Source organism: Rhizobium sp. Leaf321, from assembly GCF_001423215.1.
GTDB classification, from domain to species: Bacteria; Pseudomonadota; Alphaproteobacteria; order Rhizobiales; family Rhizobiaceae; genus Neorhizobium; species Neorhizobium soli.
On record NZ_LMOF01000004.1, the window covers coordinates 27,074 to 48,837 of the forward strand.

Sequence of the window (21,764 nt, forward strand, 5' to 3'; positions counted from 1 at the left end):
TCGGTTTTCCTGCCCGTGTGCAATGCCGAAAGGATGTCTGCGGCCAATTAGTCTAGCGAGAAAGCGCTCTGGTCTGTCGCCGGTTCGTATCCGTTCAAAAGCAGGGCCGATGCAAACGCGGAGATCGTGTCTGCATCTGCGCAAGCATGTGGATCTGCTAATCATCCATCTGGCAACGCAGCTTCCCATACATGATTGATAATTTTCGCCGCAAGTGCCGCTCTGTCCTGCAGAAGAAAGCGAAGCCGCCGTCGCTCCATGACGTCCGGCGTATCCTGACAGGGGTAATTCAGGTACTCCTAGGATCCCCATGTTGCCAGCCATCGTTTCGCAACGGCGTCGTAATCTATGCCCATCCGGTTTTGCATGACATATAATCCAGGAGCCAAGCGATGGATACAATGGTCAAGGTCATCGCGTCGAGGAGGCCTAGGCGAGCCCGCTTCCGATGCGTTTTGGTGCCGAGCCGCCTGGTGGGGAACCGCTCACGTATCTAGCCGATCAAGCATTTGTCAAATGCCTCGAGCGATTCCTTGTTGCAATTCAGTTGCATTTGCAGACTATTGAGACGCGGCGACCCCCCGTTCTCCCGCACATGGTCTGATCGAATGAGGCTTAGTCCAACAGAGAATTGCAATTCAGTCGCAATAGCAAAAAGGTGAACGTATGTTTGATAAGGTAAGGCATTCGCTGTTGGTCGTTATGATAGGGGTTGCATTCGCCATTGTTACGATGGTCGGGCCTGCTACCGCGCAAGGTAAGTTCAAGGCGGTGACAACCTTTACGGTTATCGCAGATATTGCGAAAAACGTTGCGGGCGACGCGGCGATCGTCGAGTCGATTACTAAGCCGGGCGCCGAGATTCACAACTACCAGCCTACACCGGGCGATATTAAGCGGGCGCAGGGTGCACAGCTTATCTTCTGGAACGGACTCAATCTCGAACTCTGGTTCGAGAAGTTCTTCCAGAACCTGAAGGAGGTCCCAAGCGTTGTCGTTTCAGACGGTGTCGAGCCGATGGGTATCTCTAAAGGCCCCTATACCGGTAAGCCGAATCCCCATGCCTGGATGTCGCCGGCCGCCGCGCTGATCTATGTCGACAACGTCCGCGACGCCTTCGTGCAGTACGATCTGGCCAATGCCGAGACTTACAAAGCCAATGCCGAGGCCTACAAGGCGAAAATCACGGCAGCGATCGAGCCTATCAGGGCTCAGCTTAAAACCGTTCCCGCGGACAAGCGATGGCTGGTATCGAGCGAAGGTGCCTTCTCCTATCTTGCCCGCGATTTTGATCTGAAGGAACTCTACCTTTGGCCGATCAACGCCGACCAGCAGGGAACGCCGCAGCAGGTTCGCAAGGTGATCGACGCGGTGCGCGAACACAACATCGGTGTCGTGTTTTCTGAAAGCACGATCTCTTCAGCGCCTGCCGAGCAAGTGGCTCGTGAAACCGGCGCCAGATATGGCGGCGTTCTCTACGTAGACTCTTTGACCGAGGCCGATGGCAAAGTCCCGACCTATATCGATCTGCTTCGTGTCACGTCAGACACGATCGCCAAGGGCCTGGCTTCCTCGTTCTGACCCACAAATCCCCGAGGCCGCCGACCTTGCCTCAAATGGCGGGCATGTCGATTAAGCTGACAAAAGGAACATCCAATGAACGCGCAACCCAGCTTGCAGAAACAGCCTATCGACTGCTCCGGAGGGGTCGGGATATCCGTGACTGGCGCTACCGTTACCTATCGAAACGGTCATACGGCACTCAGAGACGCAAGTTTCCAGATTCCGACCGGATCGATTGCTGCGCTGGTTGGCATCAACGGCTCGGGTAAGTCCACGCTATTCAAAGCGATGATGGGCTTCATCCGTCTCGCCAAGGGCGAAATCCGTGTGCTCGGTATGCCGGTCCCAGAAGCGCTGCGGAAGAATCTCATTGCCTATGTGCCGCAGGCGGAAGAAGTCGATTGGAATTTTCCCGTTCTGGTCGAGGATGTCGTCATGATGGGGCGCTACGGTCGTATGGGGATGATGCGCATTCCGAAAGCCGTCGACCATGAGGCCGTTTCTAGGGCGCTTGCCCGCGTCAACATGAGCGAGTTTCGCAAGCGTCAGATCGGCGAATTGTCGGGGGGACAGAAGAAGCGCGTCTTCCTCGCCCGTGCTCTTGCGCAAGACGGCCAAATTATTCTGCTCGACGAGCCGTTCACCGGCGTTGACGTCAAGTCCGAGGACGAGATTATCACGTTGTTGCGCGAACTGCGCGACGAGGGCCGCGTCATGTTGGTCTCGACACACAACCTCGGCTCCGTGCCGGAGTTCTGCGACCGAACTATCCTGATCAAGGGCACGGTGCTCGCCTATGGCCCGACGGGCGAGACCTTCACGCAGGAAAACCTGGAAAAGGCCTTCGGTGGCGTTCTTCGTCACTTTGTTCTGAGCGGCAAGCCGGCGCCGTTCGGTGTCTTCCGGGACGACGAGCGGCCATTGATCCTGCAAGGTGGCAAGCCAACGGTCGGAGAGACGGACGACGCCAATGGAGGCAGGAAATGACGTCGATCCTCCTTGAACCTTTTACCTACAACTACATGCTGAACGCGATGTGGGTCTCCGCCTTGGTGGGCGGCGTCTGCGCTTTCCTTTCGTGCTATCTCATGTTGAAAGGCTGGTCACTGATCGGCGACGCGCTCTCCCATTCCGTCGTCCCCGGCGTGGCCGGAGCCTACATGCTGGGCCTACCATTCTCGATCGGCGCTTTCTTTTCCGGCGGACTCGCCGCCGCGGCCATCCTTTTCTTCAACCACCGCACCCAGCTCAAGGAAGACGCGATCGTCGGGCTAATCCTCTCTGCCTTCTTCGGGCTTGGACTGTTTATGGCGTCGATCTCACCCACCTCCGTGAACGTCCAGACCATTGTGCTTGGGAACATCCTTGCAATCACGCCCGGGGATACGCTCCAGCTCGCTATCATTGGCTTTGTCTCGCTGGCGATCCTGCTGGTGAAATGGAAAGACCTGATGGTCGCTTTTTTCGACGAGAGCCACGCCCGGTCAATCGGCATTAACCCGATTGCTCTCAAGATCATGTTCTTCACATTGCTTTCGGCTTCGACAGTTGCAGCCCTTCAGACGGTCGGCGCTTTCCTCGTCATCTGCATGGTCGTCACACCGGGCGCAACAGCTTACCTGCTGACCGACCGCTTTCCCAGGCTGCTCACCATCGCCTTCTTCATTGGTTCGGTCACTAGCTTTGTTGGAGCTTATGCGAGCTATTTTCTCGACGGAGCGACAGGTGGCATCATCGTCGTGTTGCAGACGGCAGTCTTCCTGACTGCGTTCTTACTTGCACCAAAACACGGAATGCTCGCTGCCCGCAGCCGCGCCGAACGAGCAATGGAGACGGGACTATGAGTATTCTAGATACGCTTCTCTCGCCTTTCCAGTTCGACTTCATGGTCAATGCGCTGGTAATCGCAGTTGTCGCCACAATCCCCATGGCGCTGCTGTCATGCTTCCTCGTCCTCAAGGGGTGGTCGCTGATGGGCGACGCGATCTCGCACGCCGTCTTTCCGGGCGTTGTCGTTGCCTACATCATTGGCATTCCCTTCGCCATTGGCGCCTTCATTGCCGGAATGTTCTGCGCCATCGCGACGGGCTTCCTCAGTGATAACAGTCGCATCAAGCGCGATACGGTAATGGGTGTGGTCTTCTCCGGCATGTTCGGCTTTGGCCTGGTGCTCTACGTCAAGATCCAGTCGGACGTGCATCTCGACCATATCCTGTTTGGCGACATGCTGGGTGTCTCCTGGCGCGACATCGCAGAAGCGGCCATCATATCCACCTTCATCGCCGGCATGATCGGCATTAAGTGGAAAGACTTTCTTCTCCACGCTTTCGATCCTGCGCAAGCCAGAGCCGTTGGCTTGCGGGTCAACCTTTTGCACTACGGGTTGCTTTGCCTCATCTCGTTGACAATCGTTGGCGCCCTGCCGGCCGTTGGCATAGTCTTAGCCATCGCTATGTTGATCGCGCCGGGTGCCATCGCATTTCTGCTGACCCGCACACTCAGCTCCATGCTGCTCCTGTCCCTCACGATTGGGGTGATCTGTTCCTTCGTCGGCGTCTATCTGTCCTTCTTCATCGACAGTGCACCGGCGCCAACCATAGTGCTTCTGCTCTCGATAATCTTCGTCGCCGCCTTCATCCACGCCACCCGTAAGACGACGAGGATCGAAACATCGCAGGCGACGTAAAGAAGCACTATGCGCGACACTCGGCTGCCGCTCGCCGAGTTCTTGACCAAGCGTCGCCATGCCGTTGGGATCGCTGTGCTGCGCCAGGATCCCAGACTGCTTGTCCGCGCCCGGTGCATGCGTGCATCGAAGCAGTTCGTGAACCATCGACAACGCGATTGCCGGCCGTTTGCCCCTCTGATTAAAATCGGCGAACTTCGTTTCGTCAGGGTTGCGTCCTTTCTTCCAAGTCGGTAAACGTAATAACATTACATGGTGAACGGCGCGTTGCGCCCCATGGGCCGCGGGAGATAGACAGTAGTCGTGACTGAAGCATGCCTTACCTTTGACAATCTGACCTTGGGCTACAATCGCCATCCTGCTGTGCATCACATGACCGGTGTCGTACGCAAAGGAAGCCTCGTGGCCGTTGTTGGCGGGAACGGATCGGGTAAATCGACCCTGATGAAGGGTATTGTTGGTCTATTGCGACCTATGAGTGGTACGTGCTCGACAGCACCGGGCACCCGCTTCGCTTATCTGCCACAGCTTTCCGAGCTGGATCGCTCTTTTCCAGCTCGTGTGCTTGACCTTGTGTCGCTCGGGCTTTGGCCCAAAAGGGGCTTGCTGGGTCGTCATAGCGCAGAAGACCGGCAAGCCGTAACGCAAGCGTTGCTGTCCGTCGGCCTGGAAGGGTTCGACAAGCGTTCCATCGACACACTTTCGGGAGGCCAGATGCAGCGAGCGTTGTTCGCGCGTGTCCTTGTGCAAGATGCTGATCTCATTCTGCTTGACGAACCATTCAACGCGGTCGACTCCAGGACGCTTACCGACCTGATAGCGCTCATCAAGCACTGGCAGGTTCAAAGGCGCACTGTCATGGTTGTCGTGCATGACCTTGATCTGGTGCGCGAGCATTTTCCCGAGGCGCTTCTTCTGGCGCGGCGGCCGATTGCGTGGGGTGAGGCGCGTCAGACACTCTCTGCCGAAAATCTTCTTCGCGCACGCCAGTTCGGCGAGGCATGGGACGAGAACGCTCCATGGTGTGGGAAACCAGCTCATCACCTGCATGAGACAATGATTGGTCATGACGGCATCGCGGCGTCACCGGCACGTGGCGGGATGTAATCCATATGCTCTATGAGACGTTTATCCTACCGTTCGTCGAGTTCGGATTCATGCAAAGGGCACTGTTTGGCGCATTCATGTTATCGCTCAGCGCTTGCCCGGTCGGCGTCTTCCTCATGTTGCGCCGCATGAGCCTGACTGGCGACGCAATGGCGCATGCGATCTTGCCTGGTGCAGCTGCCGGCTTTCTGCTTTACGGCCTTGAGATCGTTCCTATGACCATCGGTGGTTTGATTGCCGGCGTGGTCGTAGCACTGGGGGCCGGCGCCGTCGCCCGGTTCACGATTCAGAAAGAAGACGCCTCTATGGCGGCCTTTTATCTGATCTCCCTGTCGCTTGGTGTCCTCATGGTCTCTCTGCGGGGCTCAAGCGTCGATCTGATGCACGTCCTGTTCGGAACGGTCCTGGCGCTGAACAATGATGCCTTGATCCTCATCGCCATGGTGTCGGTGATGACGCTTTGTGCTCTCGGACTTTTTGGACGGGCGCTGGTGGCTGAATGTATGGACCCCTTGTTTTTCCGTTCTGTGTCACGCCTGGGCTCGCCGGTCCATTTCCTCTTCCTTGGTCTCGTCGTGACGAATCTTGTCGCTGGCTTCCAGGCGCTTGGCACCTTGCTCGCGGTCGGATTGATGATCCTGCCTGCGGCTGGCGCACGCTTCTGGACGCAAAGCGTTGCAACGATGTGCCTGTTGTCGGTTGCGATCGGGCTGTTTTCCTCAGCCGTCGGCCTCCTTTTGTCTTACCATGCATCCTTGCCATCAGGACCAGTGGTCATGTTATCGGCAGGTTCTGTCTACTTTTTCTCGGTCATCGCTAGCCCTCGTGGCCTGCTTTTGTCGCACCTGCGGCGCAGCGCTCACCGCAGCGCCTGAACCGCCCCGGCACTGGAAAATATAATGAAGAACCTGAGTAAGCTCATCGCCAGGATGACAGTTGTGATATTCGCCTCATTGGCTGTTCCCGCTCTTGCCCATGCGGAAAAGCTGTCGGTTGTCGCCAGTTTCTCGATCATCGGCGATTTCGCCAAAGCTATCGGTGGCGAGCGTATTGCTTTGCGAACACTGGTTGGTGCCAACAGCGATGCTCACGTTTACGAACCAAAGCCAGCTGATGCATTGGCGTTGGCCAAGGCGGACGTCATTCTGGTAAACGGGTTGCTGTTCGAGGGCTTTATGGACCGTTTGATCCAGGCAAGCGAAGCGAAAGCCAAATTGACCGTTATGACCGAGGGCACGGACATCTTGAATGATCCGGCGGGTGGCCATTACCACTATGTCGACGGAAAGGCGGTCTTTCATGCAACGCCGAACGATCCCCATGCGTGGCAGTCGGTTGGCAATGCCAAGATCTACATCCAGAACATTGCCAAGGCGTTCTGTGCCGCAGATGCACAGGGCTGCTCGACATACGAAGCAAATGCGACCGCGTACTCAGAACAATTGGCGGCGCTTGCCGAGGAGATCGAGGCAGCTGTGAGCGCGATCCCCCAAGAGCGGCGTGTAGCGGTTGTCGCGCACAACGCCTTTCGCTACTTCGAGCGGGATTACGGCGTGACCTTCTTAGCGCCCCAGGGCGTTTCTACCGAATCTGAGGCATCTGCCGCAGACGTCGCCTCGCTTATTCGTGAGATCCGCGAGAAGCGTGCTGCTGCCGTATTTGCAGAAAACATTTCGGACGCACGCCTTGTTGAGCAGATCGCCTCAGAAGCCGGACTAACGCTCGGCGGCACCTTGTATTCGGACGCCCTGTCGCCAGCCGGTGAACCTGCGTCGACCTACATCGACATGATGCGTCACAACGTCCAAACCCTCACATCTGCGATCAACCGCGGCTGAGTCACCGTCCAACTGCCGGAAAAAGCCGCTGTTTGAATGTTATGTAATATCGTAAAAAGGAGAGACGAATGAGACATTTAATCCGAGGCGTATCTGCGTTGGCGCTATCAACGGCCTTGCTGGGATCGGCGGCGCTCGCTCAGGATGATGAGGAAAGTGTAACACTTTACCGCGTGTTCGTCGGCGACCATAAGGATCCGAAGGTCACGGCGTTTGACCTGAGCAAGCCCGAGAAGCGCTGGACGTTCGACACAGTCGGCCAAAATAAGCTTTACAGCGTCAATGAAGGCGCCAGCGTTGTCGCGGTTCAATCTGACAATGATGCCGTCAACTTTATCAATAGCGGCATTTCTCTCCACTCTCATGGAGACCATTCCGATATCGAGATTGCCGATCCGTCGGCCGTAGAAAAAGCCCTGACCGGCCCACGCCCGTTTCACGTCATCGACCATGACGGCAAGGTCGTCATCAACTTCGACAAGGGTGGCTATAACGAGATCGTTGATGCGCACGAACTAACCGATGGCGAGATTGAATCGACACGGCTGAAGCAGGCCCGAGCTCATCACGGTTTTGCCGCTCCCGTCGGAATCGGCTGGGTAACGACGGTCGCTTCCGATGCTCCGGTCGAAGGCGATTCTGCACCGACCCGCGTCGGCTTGCGTGCGGTGACGGAAGACGGCACGCCCACAGGTAATGTCGCATCTTGCACAGGCATTCACGGCGAAGCATTCTCCGGTGCTTTCCTCGCTGCAGGATGCAAGGAAGGCATTCTGACTGTAACCGCGAGCGCGGACGGCCCGGTGACCAAGATGCTGACCTATCCCTCCGATCTGCCAAGCGGTGAGACAACCGGCACGTTGCTGGGCGCCAGGAGCATGCAGGTCTTTCTCGGCAATTACGGCGCCAAGGGTCTCGTCGTCGTTGATCCCGCAGATGAGCCGAACTTCCGCTATATCGAATTGCCATTCCGCCGCATTGACTTCGCACTCGATCCAGCTAACGCCCGCTTCGGATACGTGTTGACCGAAGATGGCTCACTGCATCAGATCGACGTTCTGGATGGCAAGCTTGCCAAGAGTGCCAAAGTCACCGAGCCCTATTCCATGGACGGGCACTGGAACGATCCGCGCCCGCGTATCGCCATGGCTGGAGATGAAGTCGTCATGAGTGATCCCAATGCCGGACTGGTCCGTCGCATCTCCAAGAGCGAACTCAAGGAGGTTGGCACAATCAAGGTTGAAGGCAAGCCCTACAACATTGCGGTTGCTGGTGGCAGCGGCAAGGTCCATGAGCACGCTGACGGCGAAGCTCACGGCCATGCCGGTCACGATCACGCTCACAGCCATGGCGATCCCCAGATCTACAAGGGTTACTTCGAAGACAGCCAAGTCAAGGACCGTCCGCTGTCTGACTATGCTGGAGACTGGCAGTCGGTCTATCCTTACCTCAAGGACGGAACTCTCGACCCCGTATGGAAGCATAAGGCAGAAAAAGGTACGTCAAGCGTAGAAGATATCCGTGCCGAATACGAAGTCGGATACAAAACGGACGTGAACCGCATCACGATTGAAGGCGATGCAGTGACCTTCTACAAGGACGGCAAGCCGTCAAAGGGCACATACGCCTATGATGGCAAGGAAATCCTGACCTACAAGAAGGGCAATCGCGGCGTTCGGTTCATCTTCAAGAAGACAGACGGTGATGCCGGTGCTCCTCAGTTCATCCAGTTCAGCGATCACGGAATTGCTCCGAACAAGGCTGACCATTACCACCTCTACTGGGGCGATGACCGTGCGGCCCTGCTGAACGAAGTCACCAACTGGCCGACTTATTACCCGTCTTCATTGAAGGCAGACGAGATCGTCAGTGAAATGAAAGCTCACTAATCGGTCAAGGCTATCCAGACATCCGGTCATGACTGATGGGATGTCTGGATTAGGCAGCGTCGTGTATCCGAGGCAGGCTTTCATGAAGCTACTGACGAACCCTCGTCGTAACAAGGTTGCTCTTAACCCGGCAAGCGCTCAGCCGACCGGAGCGCTTGCCTCATCCATAGCCGGCTTTAGCGCCTTGTTGTACGATTCCGTGCGTTCAGGTCGTGCCTTGTCGGAGCTATCTGCGTTAAATCGTGGATGCGGATCATATTCGAGAAGAGCTGGATCTGTGCGACATCTTCCCCACGCGATCGCGCAACAACATCGAGATCAAAATCAATATCCGCTGTTGTCCCTACAGGGATCCGTTTACACGAGTAAGCGCCATTCCCATCATAATTTGCCGAGAGGAACACCAATGCTTGCTGCACCGAACACCGCCAATGCCATGTCCGAACATTGGAATAAGCGCGCAGACCGGTTCAATGGCGCGGCCTCGCACATTCGTCATCATGACGAATGGAAGCGAATGTTTCTTTCAGCACTTGGTGATGCCCCCAGCCTAATCACCGATCTCGGCTGTGGGACTGGCGCATGCGCGTTGGTGTTGGCCGAACTCGGTCATAGTGTCACGGCCGTCGATGGGTCGGAAGGCATGCTGGCGTACGCTCGTCGAGAAGCGGCCATGCGAGAACTCGACGTGTCGTTCATTCAAGCCACCATGGATGAAGCAGATCTTCCCGATGCAAGCGCGGATATTGTCACAATGCGCAATGTCCTGTGGACATTGGAAAACCCGTGCGGCGCACTGGTGCTGGCTCGCCGGATCCTGCGTCCGGGTGGAACACTGCTACTTTCAGACGGTCTCTGGTTTCTGCATCGCGAGAACAAAAGCGCTACCGAATTTGGCAAGCAGCTGCCGTTTTTCAACGGACTAAGCGAAGTCGATGCTCGAACGTTGTTCCACAACGAGGGGTTCACTCAGGTTAAATCCTGGAAACACCTTTTCGAGGCTCACCCATATGGTGAGGTCTATGACGATAGCAGCCGGATGATCGATTACTTTGTGCTGACCGCGACGAAGCCGTCCTGATGGCTCCATACGCACTTGCGTAACAAACTCAAGGCGGTATGCTTGCCGCCGTCGGTTCCCGTAAGGGACTAACAGGGAATTCGGGACGGAGCGATCCGTCAAACGAAACTGCCCCCGCAACTGTAGGCGGCGAGTATCCTTTCATCGGCCACTGAGCACATTCGTGCTCGGGAAGGCGAGAGGATGCAGCGACCCGCCAGTCAGGAGACCTGCCGACACCTGAATAGACTAACGCCGGCGGGGTGCCCGGAGGAGGAAGCGGATGTTTGCAGCGTTATTGCGTGCTGTTCCTATTGTCGGACAGCAGGCAGGCGGTCTCCGTGCCGTCTCTACGATCCCGATCGGCTTTTTACATATGATCGGAGATCAACTATGACGAAATTCAACGCAGCTATCACCTTTTTCGTGTTGCTTTTCACAAGCTCGGGCGCCTATGCCGCATCTACGTCCTACCCCCTCGAAATCGGTAACTGCGGTCAAAAGCTGACCTTCAACGCAGCGCCCGAAAGCGTCGCATCGGTTGGCCAGTCGACGACCGAGATGCTTTACGCGCTGGGACTAAGCGACAAGGTTGTCGGTACATCGGTGTGGTTCAATGACGTGCTGCCCGAGTTCAAGGACATCAACTTGAAGGTTCCCCGCTTGGCTGACAATCATCCCGGGTTCGAAGCCATTGCAGCCAAAAAGCCGGAGCTGGTCACCACACAGTTCGAAGTCCATGTCGGCCCGCAGGGGGTGGTCGGCACCCGCCAGCAGTTCAACGAGCTCGGCATCAATGTTTATGCCATGCCGGCCGATTGCATCGGGAAGGACAACCTGGCAGGTGGCGATGGCGCCCGGAAGACACCGTTCTCGATCGACACGGTCTACCACGCTGTCGACGAACTTTCGATGATCTTCGACGTCCAGGACAAGGGCGACGAGCTGACAAAGAAGCTGCGTGCCCGGGTCGATGCTGCCGCTGAAAAGGCAAAAGCTCTTGACCTTAAGGACGTGTCCGCAGTGTTCTGGTTCTCCAGCGCTGATATAGACCTCGATCCTTTCGTCGCAGGCCGAAAGGGCATTCCCGGCTTCATCATGAACACGCTGGGTGTTCGCAACGTGATCGAGAGCGACGAGGAATATCCGTCTGTAGGATGGGAAACGATCGCCAAGGCCAATCCCGACGTTATCGTCATTGCGCGAATGGAGCGTCGCCGCTATCCGGCTGACGATTTCCAGATCAAGCTGGATTACCTAAAAAGTGACCCAGTCACGCGTGGAATGAAGGCGGTAAAGGAAGGCCGTATCGTCGTGGTAGATGCGCATGCCGTGCACGCTGGCATTCGCATACCGACGGGGATCGAGACGCTTGCTGCTGCCCTGGAAGACATCAAGGCCAAGCAGTGAGCGATATCGCGATCGAACAGGCGAGGCGGATTACCTATCGCAGGGTCGGTTATGTCTCTGCATCGATTTTACTGATCATTGCAGCTATCGCGCTCGGTGTTACCGTCGGGGAAACGTCCATGCCTCTTCATCTTGTTGGCCAGACATTGGCCAACAAGATGCTGGGTGCGTCTTACGCCCTCGATCCTATCGATGCAGGGATTATCTGGAACTACCGACTGACGCGCGCAATCGTCGCTGCATTCTGCGGGGCGTCGTTGTCCATATCCGGTGTCGTCCTTCAGGCGATGCTCCGTAACGCTCTGGCAGATCCCTACATTCTAGGCATCTCGGCTGGCGCTTCGACTGGAGCGGTCACTGTGCTCATTCTCGGCCTCGGTGGCGGGCTTCTGTCACTCTCGCTAGGTGCATTTGCGGGTTCGCTCGTCTCTTTCGTACTGGTTGTGATGCTGGCGAGAGCGGCCGGCGGCGGTGTTGGCATTCAGGCGACGGGGCTAATCATTCTTTCAGGCATCGCCGGCTCTCAGCTCTTCAATGCTCTGACGTCCTTCATCATTACACGATCCGCCAATGCTGAGCAGGTTCGGGGTGTCATGTTCTGGCTGATGGGAAATCTCAGCGGTGTTCGTTGGGACGATGTGATGCTGGCAGTCCCGATTGCCACTATCGGGATATGCGTTTGTATCTGGCACAGGCGGGAACTAGATGCGTTCACGTTCGGAGCTGACTCAGCGGCATCCCTGGGTGTGCCGGTTCGCAAGGTTCAGGCTATCGTGATCGGCGCAGCAGCGATGATGACGGCTGTGATGGTCAGCATCGTCGGATCGATCGGATTTGTAGGCATTGTCATCCCGCATGCCGCCCGTTTCCTAGTCGGGCCGCGGCATGCGCAGCTTCTGCCTGTCGCAGCTCTCATGGGCGGCGTATTCCTCGTTCTCGCCGATATTGGATCTCGCATTCTTGTTCCAAACCAGGTCTTGCCAATCGGTGTTATCACCGCACTCGTCGGGGCCCCCGGCTTCGCGCTCATCCTCATTCGTGGAAGGCGTACCCGATGATACTGGAAGCTCAAGATCTCGGATGGCAGGTGCGCGCCGTAAGGATCGTCGAGTCCGTATCATTCCAGGTCCGCAAAGGTGAAACGCTGGGGCTGATCGGGCCAAACGGGTCTGGCAAGTCGACGCTACTGAAGCTCCTAGCAGGAATCCTCTCCCCATCATCGGGCGAGGTGCATATCAATGGAAACCCGATGGGACGTATGAATCGTCGCGAGATTGGTCAGACATTGGCCTTTGTCGAACAGCAGAGCGACACATCGGAACGCCTGACGGTTCGCGATGCAGTCGAGCTCGGCCGAACCGCATGGCTGTCTGCTCTGCAGCCTTGGTCTGAAAAGGATGACTGCATTGTTGCGCAGTCGCTGGTTCGAGTGGATATGGCGGGTATGGAGAAGCGGTCTTGGCACACGCTGTCAGGCGGGGAGAGGCAGAGAGTCCACATCGCCCGGGCCCTTGCACAACAGCCAGAAATCCTGCTGCTCGACGAGCCCACCAACCATCTCGACATCCAGCATCAGATCTCCATCCTTCGCCTGGTGAAGGCTCTGGCCGTCACGTCGGTGATCGCCCTTCACGATCTTAATCAGGCGATGGCATGTGACCGCGTCGGAGTCATGTCCAAGGGGCGCCTCCTGACTATTGGATCGCCTTCAGAGGTACTAACGCTCGATCTGATCCGGGACGTGTTTGGCGTGAGCGCCCGTTTCCTCACCGACACGGATGGCTCCAGTTTTATCCGGTTTCAACCGATCCAATGAGGTGCCCGATGCGACCGATCTTTCTTGCCGCCGTTTTGAGCTTGCTGCCTTTGGCTGCCCAGGCAGAAACCTTCGTGGTGAGAATGCTAAATGGAAACGAGACCGGAGGCATGGCGTTCGAGCCGGATTTCCTGTCGCTGAAGCCAGGAGACAAGGTGAAGTTCCTGGCGAGCCAGCGTGGGCACAATGCGGCGACAATCGATGGCTTCCTTCCTCAGGGAGCGTTGCCGTTTAAAGGCAAGATCAACGAGGAGATTGAAATCACGTTCACGGAGTTAGGCTTTTACGGAATCAAGTGCACCCCGCACTATGACATGGGGATGGTGATGCTCGTCCGCGTTGGGGATCTAACAGTTTCCGAGATGAAAATACCCGACGGTCTGCGACCCGGCGCGATAAAGCGCATCGGGCAGATAGTCGAACGGAGCCAATAAGCCTTTGAGTCGACTAACAGTGTTTGGTTCGCATCATATCAAGGCGTCGCTACTGGTGACGCACCCATCAAGGCATCTTGCTCGAAGATGTAGCTTCAGGATGCTGCATCCGTCGTTGCAACCTCAACGTGATAAGTTCTTTAGTCTTTGATCCGTTCGCCACGCGTGCGGGAAGACCGTAGTGCCAAGTATAAATTCGTCCAGGTTTCGAACGAACGGTTGAAAACCCGTCATAGCCGTTGACGGAAAATTCACGTCAGATACTATATCTAGTGTTAGAGGTTCTTTCGATGCGAGTCGGAAGCTAAGACGGGAATACGGTGAGTGACGTCCATGACGGACAGATCAATGCCGAAGCTGCCCCCGCAACTGTAAGCGACGAGCATCCGCTCGATTAATGCCACTGAGGCCGGAAGGCTTCGGGAAGGCGAGATGGATGTGACGACCCGCGAGCCAGGAGACCTGCCTCAAACGAAAACGTCCACGGGCGGGGTGTCCGGAAGGTCGCGGGTAACGTGCGGGATGTGACCGCGCGCGCCGCTTCCCCCTGATCCCTGTCGATCAACTTCGGGGTGAAGCCATGTCGCATTGTTCAGTTCGATATACGCGTGAGTAGCGGGCTTTGACGCCCGGCCGCTGATCGCGGCTGTCATTCATTTTTCAGATTTGTCGCGCGGGCATCGGCGGATGTCCGGTCGATGTCGCGCGTCTTTTCAAAATCATACGAGGATCACCATGCCCGTCACTGTCTACAGCAAGCCTGCCTGCGTCCAGTGCACAGCCACCACCCGCGCTCTCGACCGCCAGGGAATTTCCTACCAGATCGTCGATGTTTCAGTTGATGCAGATGCCTATGAACTGGTCCAAGGGCTTGGCTATCGTCAGGTGCCGGTCGTCATTGCCGGAGAAACCCATTGGGCCGGTTTTCGTCCGGACATGATCAGCACGCTCGCGGTTTGAGAACGTGGCGATGGGTGAGATCGTCTATTTTTCCAGCCGTTCGGAAAACACCCTCCGTTTCATCGCCAAGCTCGGGATCGCCGCCCGGCGCATCCCGATCAGTCCGTCCGACAGCCTCCATGTCCAGGCACCCTACGTTCTGATCCTGCCGACCTACAGCGGCGAAGGTGGCAAGGGAGCTGTTCCGAAACAGGTGATCCGCTTCCTGAACGATGCGGAAAATCGATCAAACATCCGTGGCGTGATCGCTGCGGGCAACAGCAATTTCGGCGCGACCTTCGGGCTCGCCGGCGACATCGTCTCGAAGAAATGCCAGGTGCCTTACCTCTACAGGTTCGAGCTTCTCGGCACAGAGGAAGACGTCGCCAATGTCACTCATGGATTGGAACGATTTTGGACGCGACGACCTTCGAGAAGCCTTTGAAGACATCGGAATCCGAACTGGATTTTCATGCCCTCAACGCGATGCTGAACCTCTACGACGAGGCTGGCAAAATCCAGCTCGACATGGACCGGCTGGCCGCCAAGCAGTATTTTCTGCAGCACGTCAACCAGAACACGGTGTTCTTCCATAACCTGCGCGAAAAGCTCGTTTATCTGGTGGTCGAAGGCTACTACGAACAGGAGGTGCTGGACCAGTATGCCTTCAATTTCGTTCGCGATCTCTTCGACCACGCCTATGACAAGAAATTCCGCTTCCCGACCTTCCTCGGTGCTTTCAAATACTACACCAGCTACACACTGAAGACCTTCGACGGTAAACGCTATCTGGAGCGCTACGAGGACCGGGTCTGCATGGTGGCGCTCGCCTTGGCGCGCGGAAACGAGCAGATTGCCCGTGACCTTGTCGACGAGATCATTTCCGGCCGTTTCCAGCCGGCAACGCCAACCTTTCTCAATGCGGGCAAGAAGCAGCGTGGCGAACTGGTCTCGTGCTTTCTGTTGCGCATCGAGGACAATATGGAAAGCATCGGCCGATCGATCAATTCGGCGCTCCAGCTTTCCAAGCGCGGCGGCGGCGTGGCGCTCTCGCTGACCAACCTGCGCGAAATGGGCGCACCGATCAAACAGATCGAGAACCAGTCCTCCGGCGTCATCCCGGTGATGAAGCTTCTCGAAGACTCCTTCTCCTATGCCAACCAGCTTGGCGCGCGGCAGGGGGCCGGTGCGGTCTATCTCAATGCGCACCATCCAGACATCATGCGCTTCCTCGACACCAAGCGCGAGAATGCCGACGAGAAGATCAGGATCAAGACCCTGTCGCTTGGCGTCGTCATCCCCGACATCACCTTCGAACTCGCCAAGAATAACGAGGACATGTACCTGTTCTCGCCGCATGATGTGGAGCGCGTATACGGTGTTGCCTTCACGGAAATCTCCGTGACGGAAAAGTACCGCGAGATGGTCGCCGACAGCCGCATCAAGAAGAAGAAGATTAAGGCCCGCGACTTTTTCCAGGTCATCGCCGAAATCCAGTTCGAGAGCGGTTATCCCTACATCATGTTCGAGGACACGGTGAACCGTGCCAACCCGATCGCCGGCCGCATATCCATGAGCAACCTCTGCTCGGAAATCCTGCAGGTCAGCGAAGCCAGCGAATTTAATGCCGACCTGTCCTACGCCAGGATGGGCAAGGACATCTCCTGCAATCTCGGCTCGCTGAATATCGCGGCCGCGATGGACAGCGCCGATTTCGGCAAGACGATCGAGACCTCGATCCGGGCGCTGACGGCCGTTTCCGAGATGAGCCACATATCGTCGGTTCCATCCGTCGAAAAGGGCAATGACGACAGTCATGCAATCGGCCTTGGCCAGATGAACCTGCATGGCTATCTCGCCCGCGAGCGCATTTTCTACGGATCGGAAGAAGGCATCGATTTTACCAATATCTACTTCTACACCGTGACCTATCACGCGGTGCGCGCCTCCAATCGTCTTGCAATGGAAAAGGGCGTCAGCTTCAAGGGCTTCGAGAACTCGAAATACGCATCCGGCGAATACTTCGAAAAGTACACGGAAACCGAATGGCTGCCGGCGACGGAAAAGGTGAGAGCCATCTTCGAGAAGGCGGGCATTGATATCCCGACTCAACAAAACTGGCGGGAACTGAAGGCAGCCGTCATGGAAGGCGGGCTCTATAACCAGAATCTGCAGGCCGTGCCGCCGACAGGCTCGATCTCATACATCAACCACTCGACGTCCTCGATTCACCCGATCGTGTCGAAGATCGAAATCCGTAAGGAAGGAAAGATCGGCCGCGTCTATTATCCGGCCGCCTTCATGACCAACGACAACCTCGATTATTACGAGGACGCCTACGAGATCGGCCCGGAGAAGATCATCGACACCTATGCGGCCGCCACCCAGCATGTCGATCAGGGTCTATCGCTGACCCTGTTTTTCCGTGACACGGCAACGACCCGCGATATCAACCGGGCGCAAATCTACGCCTGGAAGAAGGGCATCAAGACCATCTACTACATCCGCCTTCGCCAGATGGCGCTGTCCGGCACGGAAGTGCAGGGCTGCGTTTCATGCGCACTGTGATCCGGGGGAAACGAACATGAATATCCAAGTCAAAGCAAAAGTCTCGCAGCCTTCGAACCGTGTCCGCGCCATCAATTGGAACCGCATCGAGGATGACAAGGACCTCGACGTCTGGAACCGGCTGACGGGGAACTTCTGGCTGCCGGAAAAAGTGCCGTTGTCGAACGACATCCCGTCCTGGGCGACGCTGAAGCCCGAAGAGCAGAAACTCACCATCCGCGTCTTCACGGGTCTAACGCTTCTTGACACCATCCAGAATGGTGTGGGCTCTGTGCGACTGATGGAAGATGCTGCAACCCAGCACGAGGAAGCCGTTCTGTCGAACATCTCGTTCATGGAGGCAGTACATGCACGCTCCTATTCGTCGATCTTCTCGACGCTGTGCTCGACACCTGATGTCGACGATGCCTACCGCTGGTCGGAGGAGAACGAATTCCTACAGCGAAAATCGGCGCTGATCATGGAGCAATATGTCTCGGGCGATCCGCTGAAGAAGAAGGTGGCCTCGGTCTTTCTTGAGAGCTTCCTGTTCTACTCCGGCTTCTACCTGCCAATGTACTGGTCTAGCCGGGCGAAGCTCACCAACACCGCTGACATGATCCGGCTGATCATCCGCGACGAGGCTGTCCACGGCTACTATATCGGCTACAAGTTCCAGCGCGCCGTCGAGCGCCTGACCGAAACGAAACGGCAGGGCATTAAAGACTTTGCTTTCGATCTCCTTCTCGAGCTGTACGACAACGAGGCAAAGTACACGGAAGCTCTCTACGACGAGGTGGGTCTGACGGAAGACGTCAAGAAGTTCCTTCACTACAACGGCAACAAGGCGCTGATGAACCTGGGCTATGAGGCGCTGTTTCCGGCCGAGGCCTGCAAGGTCAATCCGGCGATCCTGTCTGCTCTTTCGCCAAATGCCGACGAGAACCATGATTTCTTCTCCGGCTCGGGGTCTTCCTACGTCATCGGAAAGGCGGTCTCTACAGAAGATGACGACTGGGACTTCTAACCTATTGTTCCGCCCGTAGGGTTTCGTCGTACGTTCCAACAGCGGCAAGGGGTCGTCAGTTCGACCCCGTTCAAGGCGTCAGAGAAGAGCATAGCCTCTAACCTAAGACCGGTTCTGCTCGGCGATCTCAGGAGAGGATCTGTCCAGACTACGAAAGTCGGCCGGGCGGCTCGACAACGACTATCCCCGAGTTGAACTGGTCGCGTTATCGTCGGGCCGGCTGCTTAAACGCATCCGATGCTACGAAAGGGAATGCCGCGGCACTGTCGGGGCGCGAGAGGCTCTTTAGGCTCGACTTTATTCTACCAAGCGCAGCACTGCGCGCTTGCGTTAACCTTCGTGTTGAAAAAGGGTACGCGAGCACGGTCTAGGTCTCTCGACCGTAATGCGTCAGACGCGGCATGCATTTCTTCGGTGAAAGCGTGCCTGGACCACCCGTCTGCCTTAGCGAGCGCCAGGATGAACGGATCTGTCAAAACATCGGCCAGAGTCATCTCTTCTCGTTTTGCCATCGTCGCCTCCTAGTAGCTACGCCGATAACTTGACCAAGGCATTGGACAGTGTTACCAGTCTGTAACTTCACTTGTTACCGACCGGTCACACCTATGTCAAGCCGTAACTCGCCCACCGCGTCCGTTGAAAGTAAGCAGGAGGGGTCAGTAGCTCCGCGTGAGCGAATTGTGTCATGCGCAGCTGAGTTGTTTCGGAAGTTCGGCATCCGCGGGATTGGTGTTGATGCTATCGCGGAGGCCGCCCACACCAACAAAATGACCCTGTACAGGAAATTTCGGTCCAAAGACGATCTGCTGTGCGAGACCCTTCGACAGGTAACGCAACGTGCAATGGTATTCTGGACTGAACTTGATCAGGACGACCAAAAAGATGCCGCCGCGAAACTCAATTCGTGGGTAGATTTTCACGTCCAGCGGTTGGAGCAAGAGCCGGGTGGATGCGATTTAGCAAATGCTGTCGTTGAGCTCCGCGACATCGCTCACCCTGCCTATGGTGTTGTTCAAGAATTCAAGACGAGCCAGCGAGACCGACTGGCGGCTTTGTGCACGGCAGCTGGGGCTACCGATCCTAATCTGCTGGCTGACACGCTTTCTCTCTTGCTGGAAGGCGCGCGTGTAAACCGCCAAGCCACGGGGGCCGATGGTTCCTCCCGTAGGCTGCGGGAGTCTTGCAATGCGACTATCAAAGCGTTTGCCCCGTCATGAACACGGTTACCAGCTGCGCGCGACGTCCCAGCTATAACTCAAAAGACTAATGTCCGGTGGGTTCCGAAGCAGATGCGATCACTTTCACAAGTGCAAGGATCGATCTTCGAGTTGCCCCGTCTGTAATCTTGGCGAAGGCACGATTGAGCGCAAGCCCTTCGGGGGACCCCGTCATTTGTTCAAGTGCCTCAACATCTTTTGTGCCGGACTCCTGACCTTCAAGGACCTGACCAAACAGCGCTGCAGGCTCTACCCGCAACACGCTGGCGATCTGATGAAGGCGGCTCGATCCGACACGGTTGGTGCCTTTTTCATATTTTTGTACCTGCTGGAATGTAACGCCGATCTTGTCTGCGAGATTGGCTTGCGAAAGACCAAGGAATTTACGTCTTTCCTTAATCCTTGTGCCGACCTCGACATCCACGGGTTCAATATCTTTCGGGCGTGCCACCTTACCCTCGCTTTCGTCGATATTCGGTCTCGTTGATTAAGCGGCCTTCCGTTCATCGAAAAGGTTCAATCAAAATTAGTGAGGTTAAGCATGATGGTGCTGCTACGAGATCGAGAATATTCTGATGTTGCAGCCTTTAGGATTCTAGGTCGGAGCGCATCAAAGGACGTCAAGTAGTCACTCTCGCTGGTATTGCGCTCAGCTCTTTCAGACGCCAGCACTTCCACCGCGAGATAGAACTTGATCTCGAACATTTCATCATAGCCGGTAAAGCGGACACACCGGTTCTTGCCGTCAAAGCTGCGCGCTTGATTAGGGAAAGAAACGCCCATCAGCGGTTATCATCGCTTGGTTGCCGGTCAACGACTTGTACGTTTGAGGCTCGGGCAGACGATGATTGCTTATTCCATTGATCAAGAACTACAGCGAGAGCGCCCTTCGTTCGAACACCGCTGCGAAACTCGGTCGTCAGAAAAGCTGAGGCGTCTCGCTTCGTATCGGAACTTGCAGGGGAATCTACGCCGCGAAGACCAGCGCTTCTCAATACCTCCCTGATCAGGGAGATATGGGCTTTACTAAGTGCTGCAGAGGCTCGGTTGGAAGACATAGCGTCCTCCTTGTTGGGGCAGGGTTACACACCCTTATGACAGCGCCCTGAAGACAAGCTGTCCCTGGCTCTACACATCGTGCGAGAACCATCGATTGCAAGGCCGAATGCAGCGACGATCTGCACGCCCGCAATCGACTACTCGAGCCGGAGAATAGTAGCGGCGGCTCGAATTGAAAATGGTCATGCTGATTTTGTCAGAGACCACGGGAGCCGCTTGAAGCGTTGGACGCTGGCCCGCAGCACGCAGTCCTCGATACATCGAGGCGAAGAGCCTATAGCGATGCTGTCGCATGCAGCGCAGGGTATTACGGTATTAGGAAGCGTTCGTTGAAGCTGCTGGCTTGGGATCAGGGAGCAGGGTTCCCTCACTCGCAGTGGCATTCGGTGGACTAACAGCCGAAAAATCTCTAATTTCGGATCTGCAGCGGCCTATTGCGCTGCAAATAGCCCAACAAGAATCCGAAAGCGTCTTGAGTGAAAAAACCGCAACGCAATTTTGCCATCGAGTACAAATCCGGACGCCGGAAGCTCGACGCCAAGCCCACCTCCATCTGGGGAAATATGGACCTCAAGTCCGTTGCCCGTGACGTAGAGGAGGAGGCGATGCCGTTGCTGCCGGAAGGTCTGAAGATGGTTGAATCCGGCCTAAACGTACAATTGCCTTCGGTAGTATCCCCTCAGCCATTCTTGACACCACCGGATGCGACGGCGACAACTGCTGAAGAACCGAAGGAGATGCTCATGGCCGACGATACCGACACAATTCACGATGCTGAAGCGCCCGCGCCGGAAGAAGAGCCTATTGCCGCAAAGAAGCAGCGTAAGCCTCGGGCGAAGAAGACCTCCGTTGGCGCAACGACAGCAGAAAGCGCTACAGCCGGTACCGATGGCCCAAAGAAGCGGGGCCGCAAGCCACGTGTGAGCGTAGACCCAACGCCGGTCGAGCCCGCCGCGCCGAAGCTTGCTCCGACGCCTGACCGGATCGCTGATGACGCTGCGACTTCATCTCGGGACGAAATGGCTGATCTTCTGCAGCTAGAGGCGGAGAACCAAAAGTTGCGCAAGATGCTGGCTGAAAAGTTGCGTGCTGAAAATGCTGATTTGCGGAAAAAGCTCAATCTCGATTGATTTGACCGCTGCGGCCGGAAACGCCTCACATCTCTAGTTTAA

Annotated in this window: 20 protein-coding genes, 1 pseudogene and 2 riboswitches; of the genes and pseudogenes, 19 read left to right on the top strand and 2 right to left on the bottom strand. The window is 56.4% G+C overall.

Going from position 1 to position 21,764, the window contains the following annotated elements:
• The first annotated feature begins 702 nt into the window (after nucleotides 1–702).
• From ASF70_RS02750 to ASF70_RS02845, 18 genes and pseudogenes are all read left to right on the top strand, one after another.
• Nucleotides 703–1,581, top strand: a complete 879-nt coding sequence (locus ASF70_RS02750) for a metal ABC transporter substrate-binding protein (RefSeq protein ID WP_156461743.1) — start codon at nucleotides 703–705, stop codon at nucleotides 1,579–1,581.
• Nucleotides 1,582–1,656: 75 nt separating this feature from the next.
• Nucleotides 1,657–2,550, top strand: coding sequence for a manganese/iron ABC transporter ATP-binding protein (locus tag ASF70_RS02755; RefSeq protein ID WP_062577248.1), 894 nt, complete (start codon nucleotides 1,657–1,659; stop codon nucleotides 2,548–2,550).
• A complete protein-coding gene (locus ASF70_RS02760) occupies nucleotides 2,547–3,407 on the top strand; it encodes a metal ABC transporter permease (RefSeq protein ID WP_062577250.1) in 861 nt (286 codons plus the stop codon). Before ASF70_RS02755 ends, ASF70_RS02760 begins: the two co-directional genes overlap by 4 nt.
• Nucleotides 3,404–4,249 (top strand): metal ABC transporter permease, encoded by an 846-nt coding sequence (locus ASF70_RS02765; protein WP_062577251.1) that lies wholly within the window; start codon nucleotides 3,404–3,406, stop codon nucleotides 4,247–4,249. The genes ASF70_RS02760 and ASF70_RS02765 overlap by 4 nt, the downstream gene beginning before the upstream one ends.
• 303 nt (nucleotides 4,250–4,552) lie before the next feature.
• Nucleotides 4,553–5,356: a zinc ABC transporter ATP-binding protein AztA gene (gene aztA, locus ASF70_RS02775; protein WP_062577255.1), complete on the top strand. Its 804-nt coding sequence runs from the start codon at nucleotides 4,553–4,555 to the stop codon at nucleotides 5,354–5,356.
• 5 nt (nucleotides 5,357–5,361) lie between these two features.
• The gene (gene aztB, locus ASF70_RS02780; RefSeq protein ID WP_062577257.1) at nucleotides 5,362–6,231 is read left to right on the top strand and encodes a zinc ABC transporter permease AztB; all 870 of its coding nucleotides are present in this window, start codon (nucleotides 5,362–5,364) and stop codon (nucleotides 6,229–6,231) included.
• A 24-nt stretch (nucleotides 6,232–6,255) separates the two neighbouring features.
• A complete protein-coding gene (gene aztC, locus ASF70_RS02785) occupies nucleotides 6,256–7,194 on the top strand; it encodes a zinc ABC transporter substrate-binding protein AztC (protein WP_062577259.1) in 939 nt (312 codons plus the stop codon).
• Nucleotides 7,195–8,504: 1,310 nt separating this feature from the next.
• Nucleotides 8,505–9,083: pseudogene (locus ASF70_RS24800) on the top strand (metal-binding protein ZinT); the annotation flags it as partial.
• Between the two features lie 406 nt (nucleotides 9,084–9,489).
• Nucleotides 9,490–10,164, top strand: a complete 675-nt coding sequence (locus tag ASF70_RS02795) for a class I SAM-dependent methyltransferase (RefSeq protein WP_082471713.1) — start codon at nucleotides 9,490–9,492, stop codon at nucleotides 10,162–10,164.
• Between the two features lie 35 nt (nucleotides 10,165–10,199).
• A riboswitch (cobalamin riboswitch) is annotated at nucleotides 10,200–10,396 on the top strand.
• Between the two features lie 140 nt (nucleotides 10,397–10,536).
• Nucleotides 10,537–11,553 (top strand): ABC transporter substrate-binding protein, encoded by a 1,017-nt coding sequence (locus ASF70_RS02800; RefSeq protein WP_062577263.1) that lies wholly within the window; start codon nucleotides 10,537–10,539, stop codon nucleotides 11,551–11,553.
• Between the two features lie 29 nt (nucleotides 11,554–11,582).
• Nucleotides 11,583–12,611 (top strand): iron ABC transporter permease, encoded by a 1,029-nt coding sequence (locus ASF70_RS02805; protein ID WP_244473946.1) that lies wholly within the window; start codon nucleotides 11,583–11,585, stop codon nucleotides 12,609–12,611.
• Nucleotides 12,608–13,369, top strand: coding sequence for an ABC transporter ATP-binding protein (locus ASF70_RS02810; protein WP_062463459.1), 762 nt, complete (start codon nucleotides 12,608–12,610; stop codon nucleotides 13,367–13,369). Before ASF70_RS02805 ends, ASF70_RS02810 begins: the two co-directional genes overlap by 4 nt.
• Nucleotides 13,370–13,377: 8 nt before the next feature.
• Entirely contained in the window at nucleotides 13,378–13,803 is a 426-nt protein-coding gene (locus ASF70_RS02815; RefSeq protein WP_062577265.1) for a pseudoazurin, read from the top strand.
• 262 nt (nucleotides 13,804–14,065) lie between these two features.
• Nucleotides 14,066–14,288, top strand: a riboswitch (cobalamin riboswitch).
• A gap of 250 nt (nucleotides 14,289–14,538) precedes the next feature.
• Nucleotides 14,539–14,763, top strand: a complete 225-nt coding sequence (gene nrdH, locus ASF70_RS02820; RefSeq protein ID WP_062463463.1) for a glutaredoxin-like protein NrdH — start codon at nucleotides 14,539–14,541, stop codon at nucleotides 14,761–14,763.
• A 10-nt stretch (nucleotides 14,764–14,773) separates the two neighbouring features.
• Nucleotides 14,774–15,187 carry a class Ib ribonucleoside-diphosphate reductase assembly flavoprotein NrdI gene (nrdI, locus tag ASF70_RS02825; protein WP_062463465.1) on the top strand — a complete coding sequence of 138 codons (414 nt, stop codon included), beginning with the start codon at nucleotides 14,774–14,776 and terminating at the stop codon, nucleotides 15,185–15,187.
• Complete coding sequence (nrdE, locus tag ASF70_RS02830; RefSeq protein WP_062463468.1) at nucleotides 15,157–17,310, top strand: class 1b ribonucleoside-diphosphate reductase subunit alpha; 2,154 nt, start codon at nucleotides 15,157–15,159, stop codon at nucleotides 17,308–17,310. Before nrdI ends, nrdE begins: the two co-directional genes overlap by 31 nt.
• 16 nt (nucleotides 17,311–17,326) lie before the next feature.
• Nucleotides 17,327–18,316 (top strand): class 1b ribonucleoside-diphosphate reductase subunit beta, encoded by a 990-nt coding sequence (nrdF, locus tag ASF70_RS02835; RefSeq protein ID WP_062463471.1) that lies wholly within the window; start codon nucleotides 17,327–17,329, stop codon nucleotides 18,314–18,316.
• A 605-nt stretch (nucleotides 18,317–18,921) separates the two neighbouring features.
• The gene (locus tag ASF70_RS02845) at nucleotides 18,922–19,533 is read left to right on the top strand and encodes a TetR/AcrR family transcriptional regulator (RefSeq protein WP_062463476.1); all 612 of its coding nucleotides are present in this window, start codon (nucleotides 18,922–18,924) and stop codon (nucleotides 19,531–19,533) included.
• Between the two features lie 46 nt (nucleotides 19,534–19,579).
• On the opposite strand, the gene ASF70_RS23400 is transcribed toward ASF70_RS02845, so the two are convergent.
• Both ASF70_RS23400 and ASF70_RS02855 read right to left on the bottom strand, forming a co-directional pair.
• Nucleotides 19,580–19,984 (bottom strand): helix-turn-helix transcriptional regulator, encoded by a 405-nt coding sequence (locus ASF70_RS23400; RefSeq protein WP_082471714.1) that lies wholly within the window; start codon nucleotides 19,982–19,984, stop codon nucleotides 19,580–19,582.
• Nucleotides 19,985–20,049: 65 nt separating this feature from the next.
• Entirely contained in the window at nucleotides 20,050–20,316 is a 267-nt protein-coding gene (locus ASF70_RS02855; RefSeq protein ID WP_062577268.1) for a DUF1488 domain-containing protein, read from the bottom strand.
• A 752-nt stretch (nucleotides 20,317–21,068) separates the two neighbouring features.
• Here ASF70_RS02855 and ASF70_RS02860 point away from each other — a divergent pair.
• On the top strand, nucleotides 21,069–21,722 hold the full coding sequence (locus tag ASF70_RS02860) for a hypothetical protein (protein WP_062463485.1): 654 nt from the start codon (nucleotides 21,069–21,071) through the stop codon (nucleotides 21,720–21,722).
• The last annotated feature ends 42 nt before the right edge of the window (nucleotides 21,723–21,764 follow it).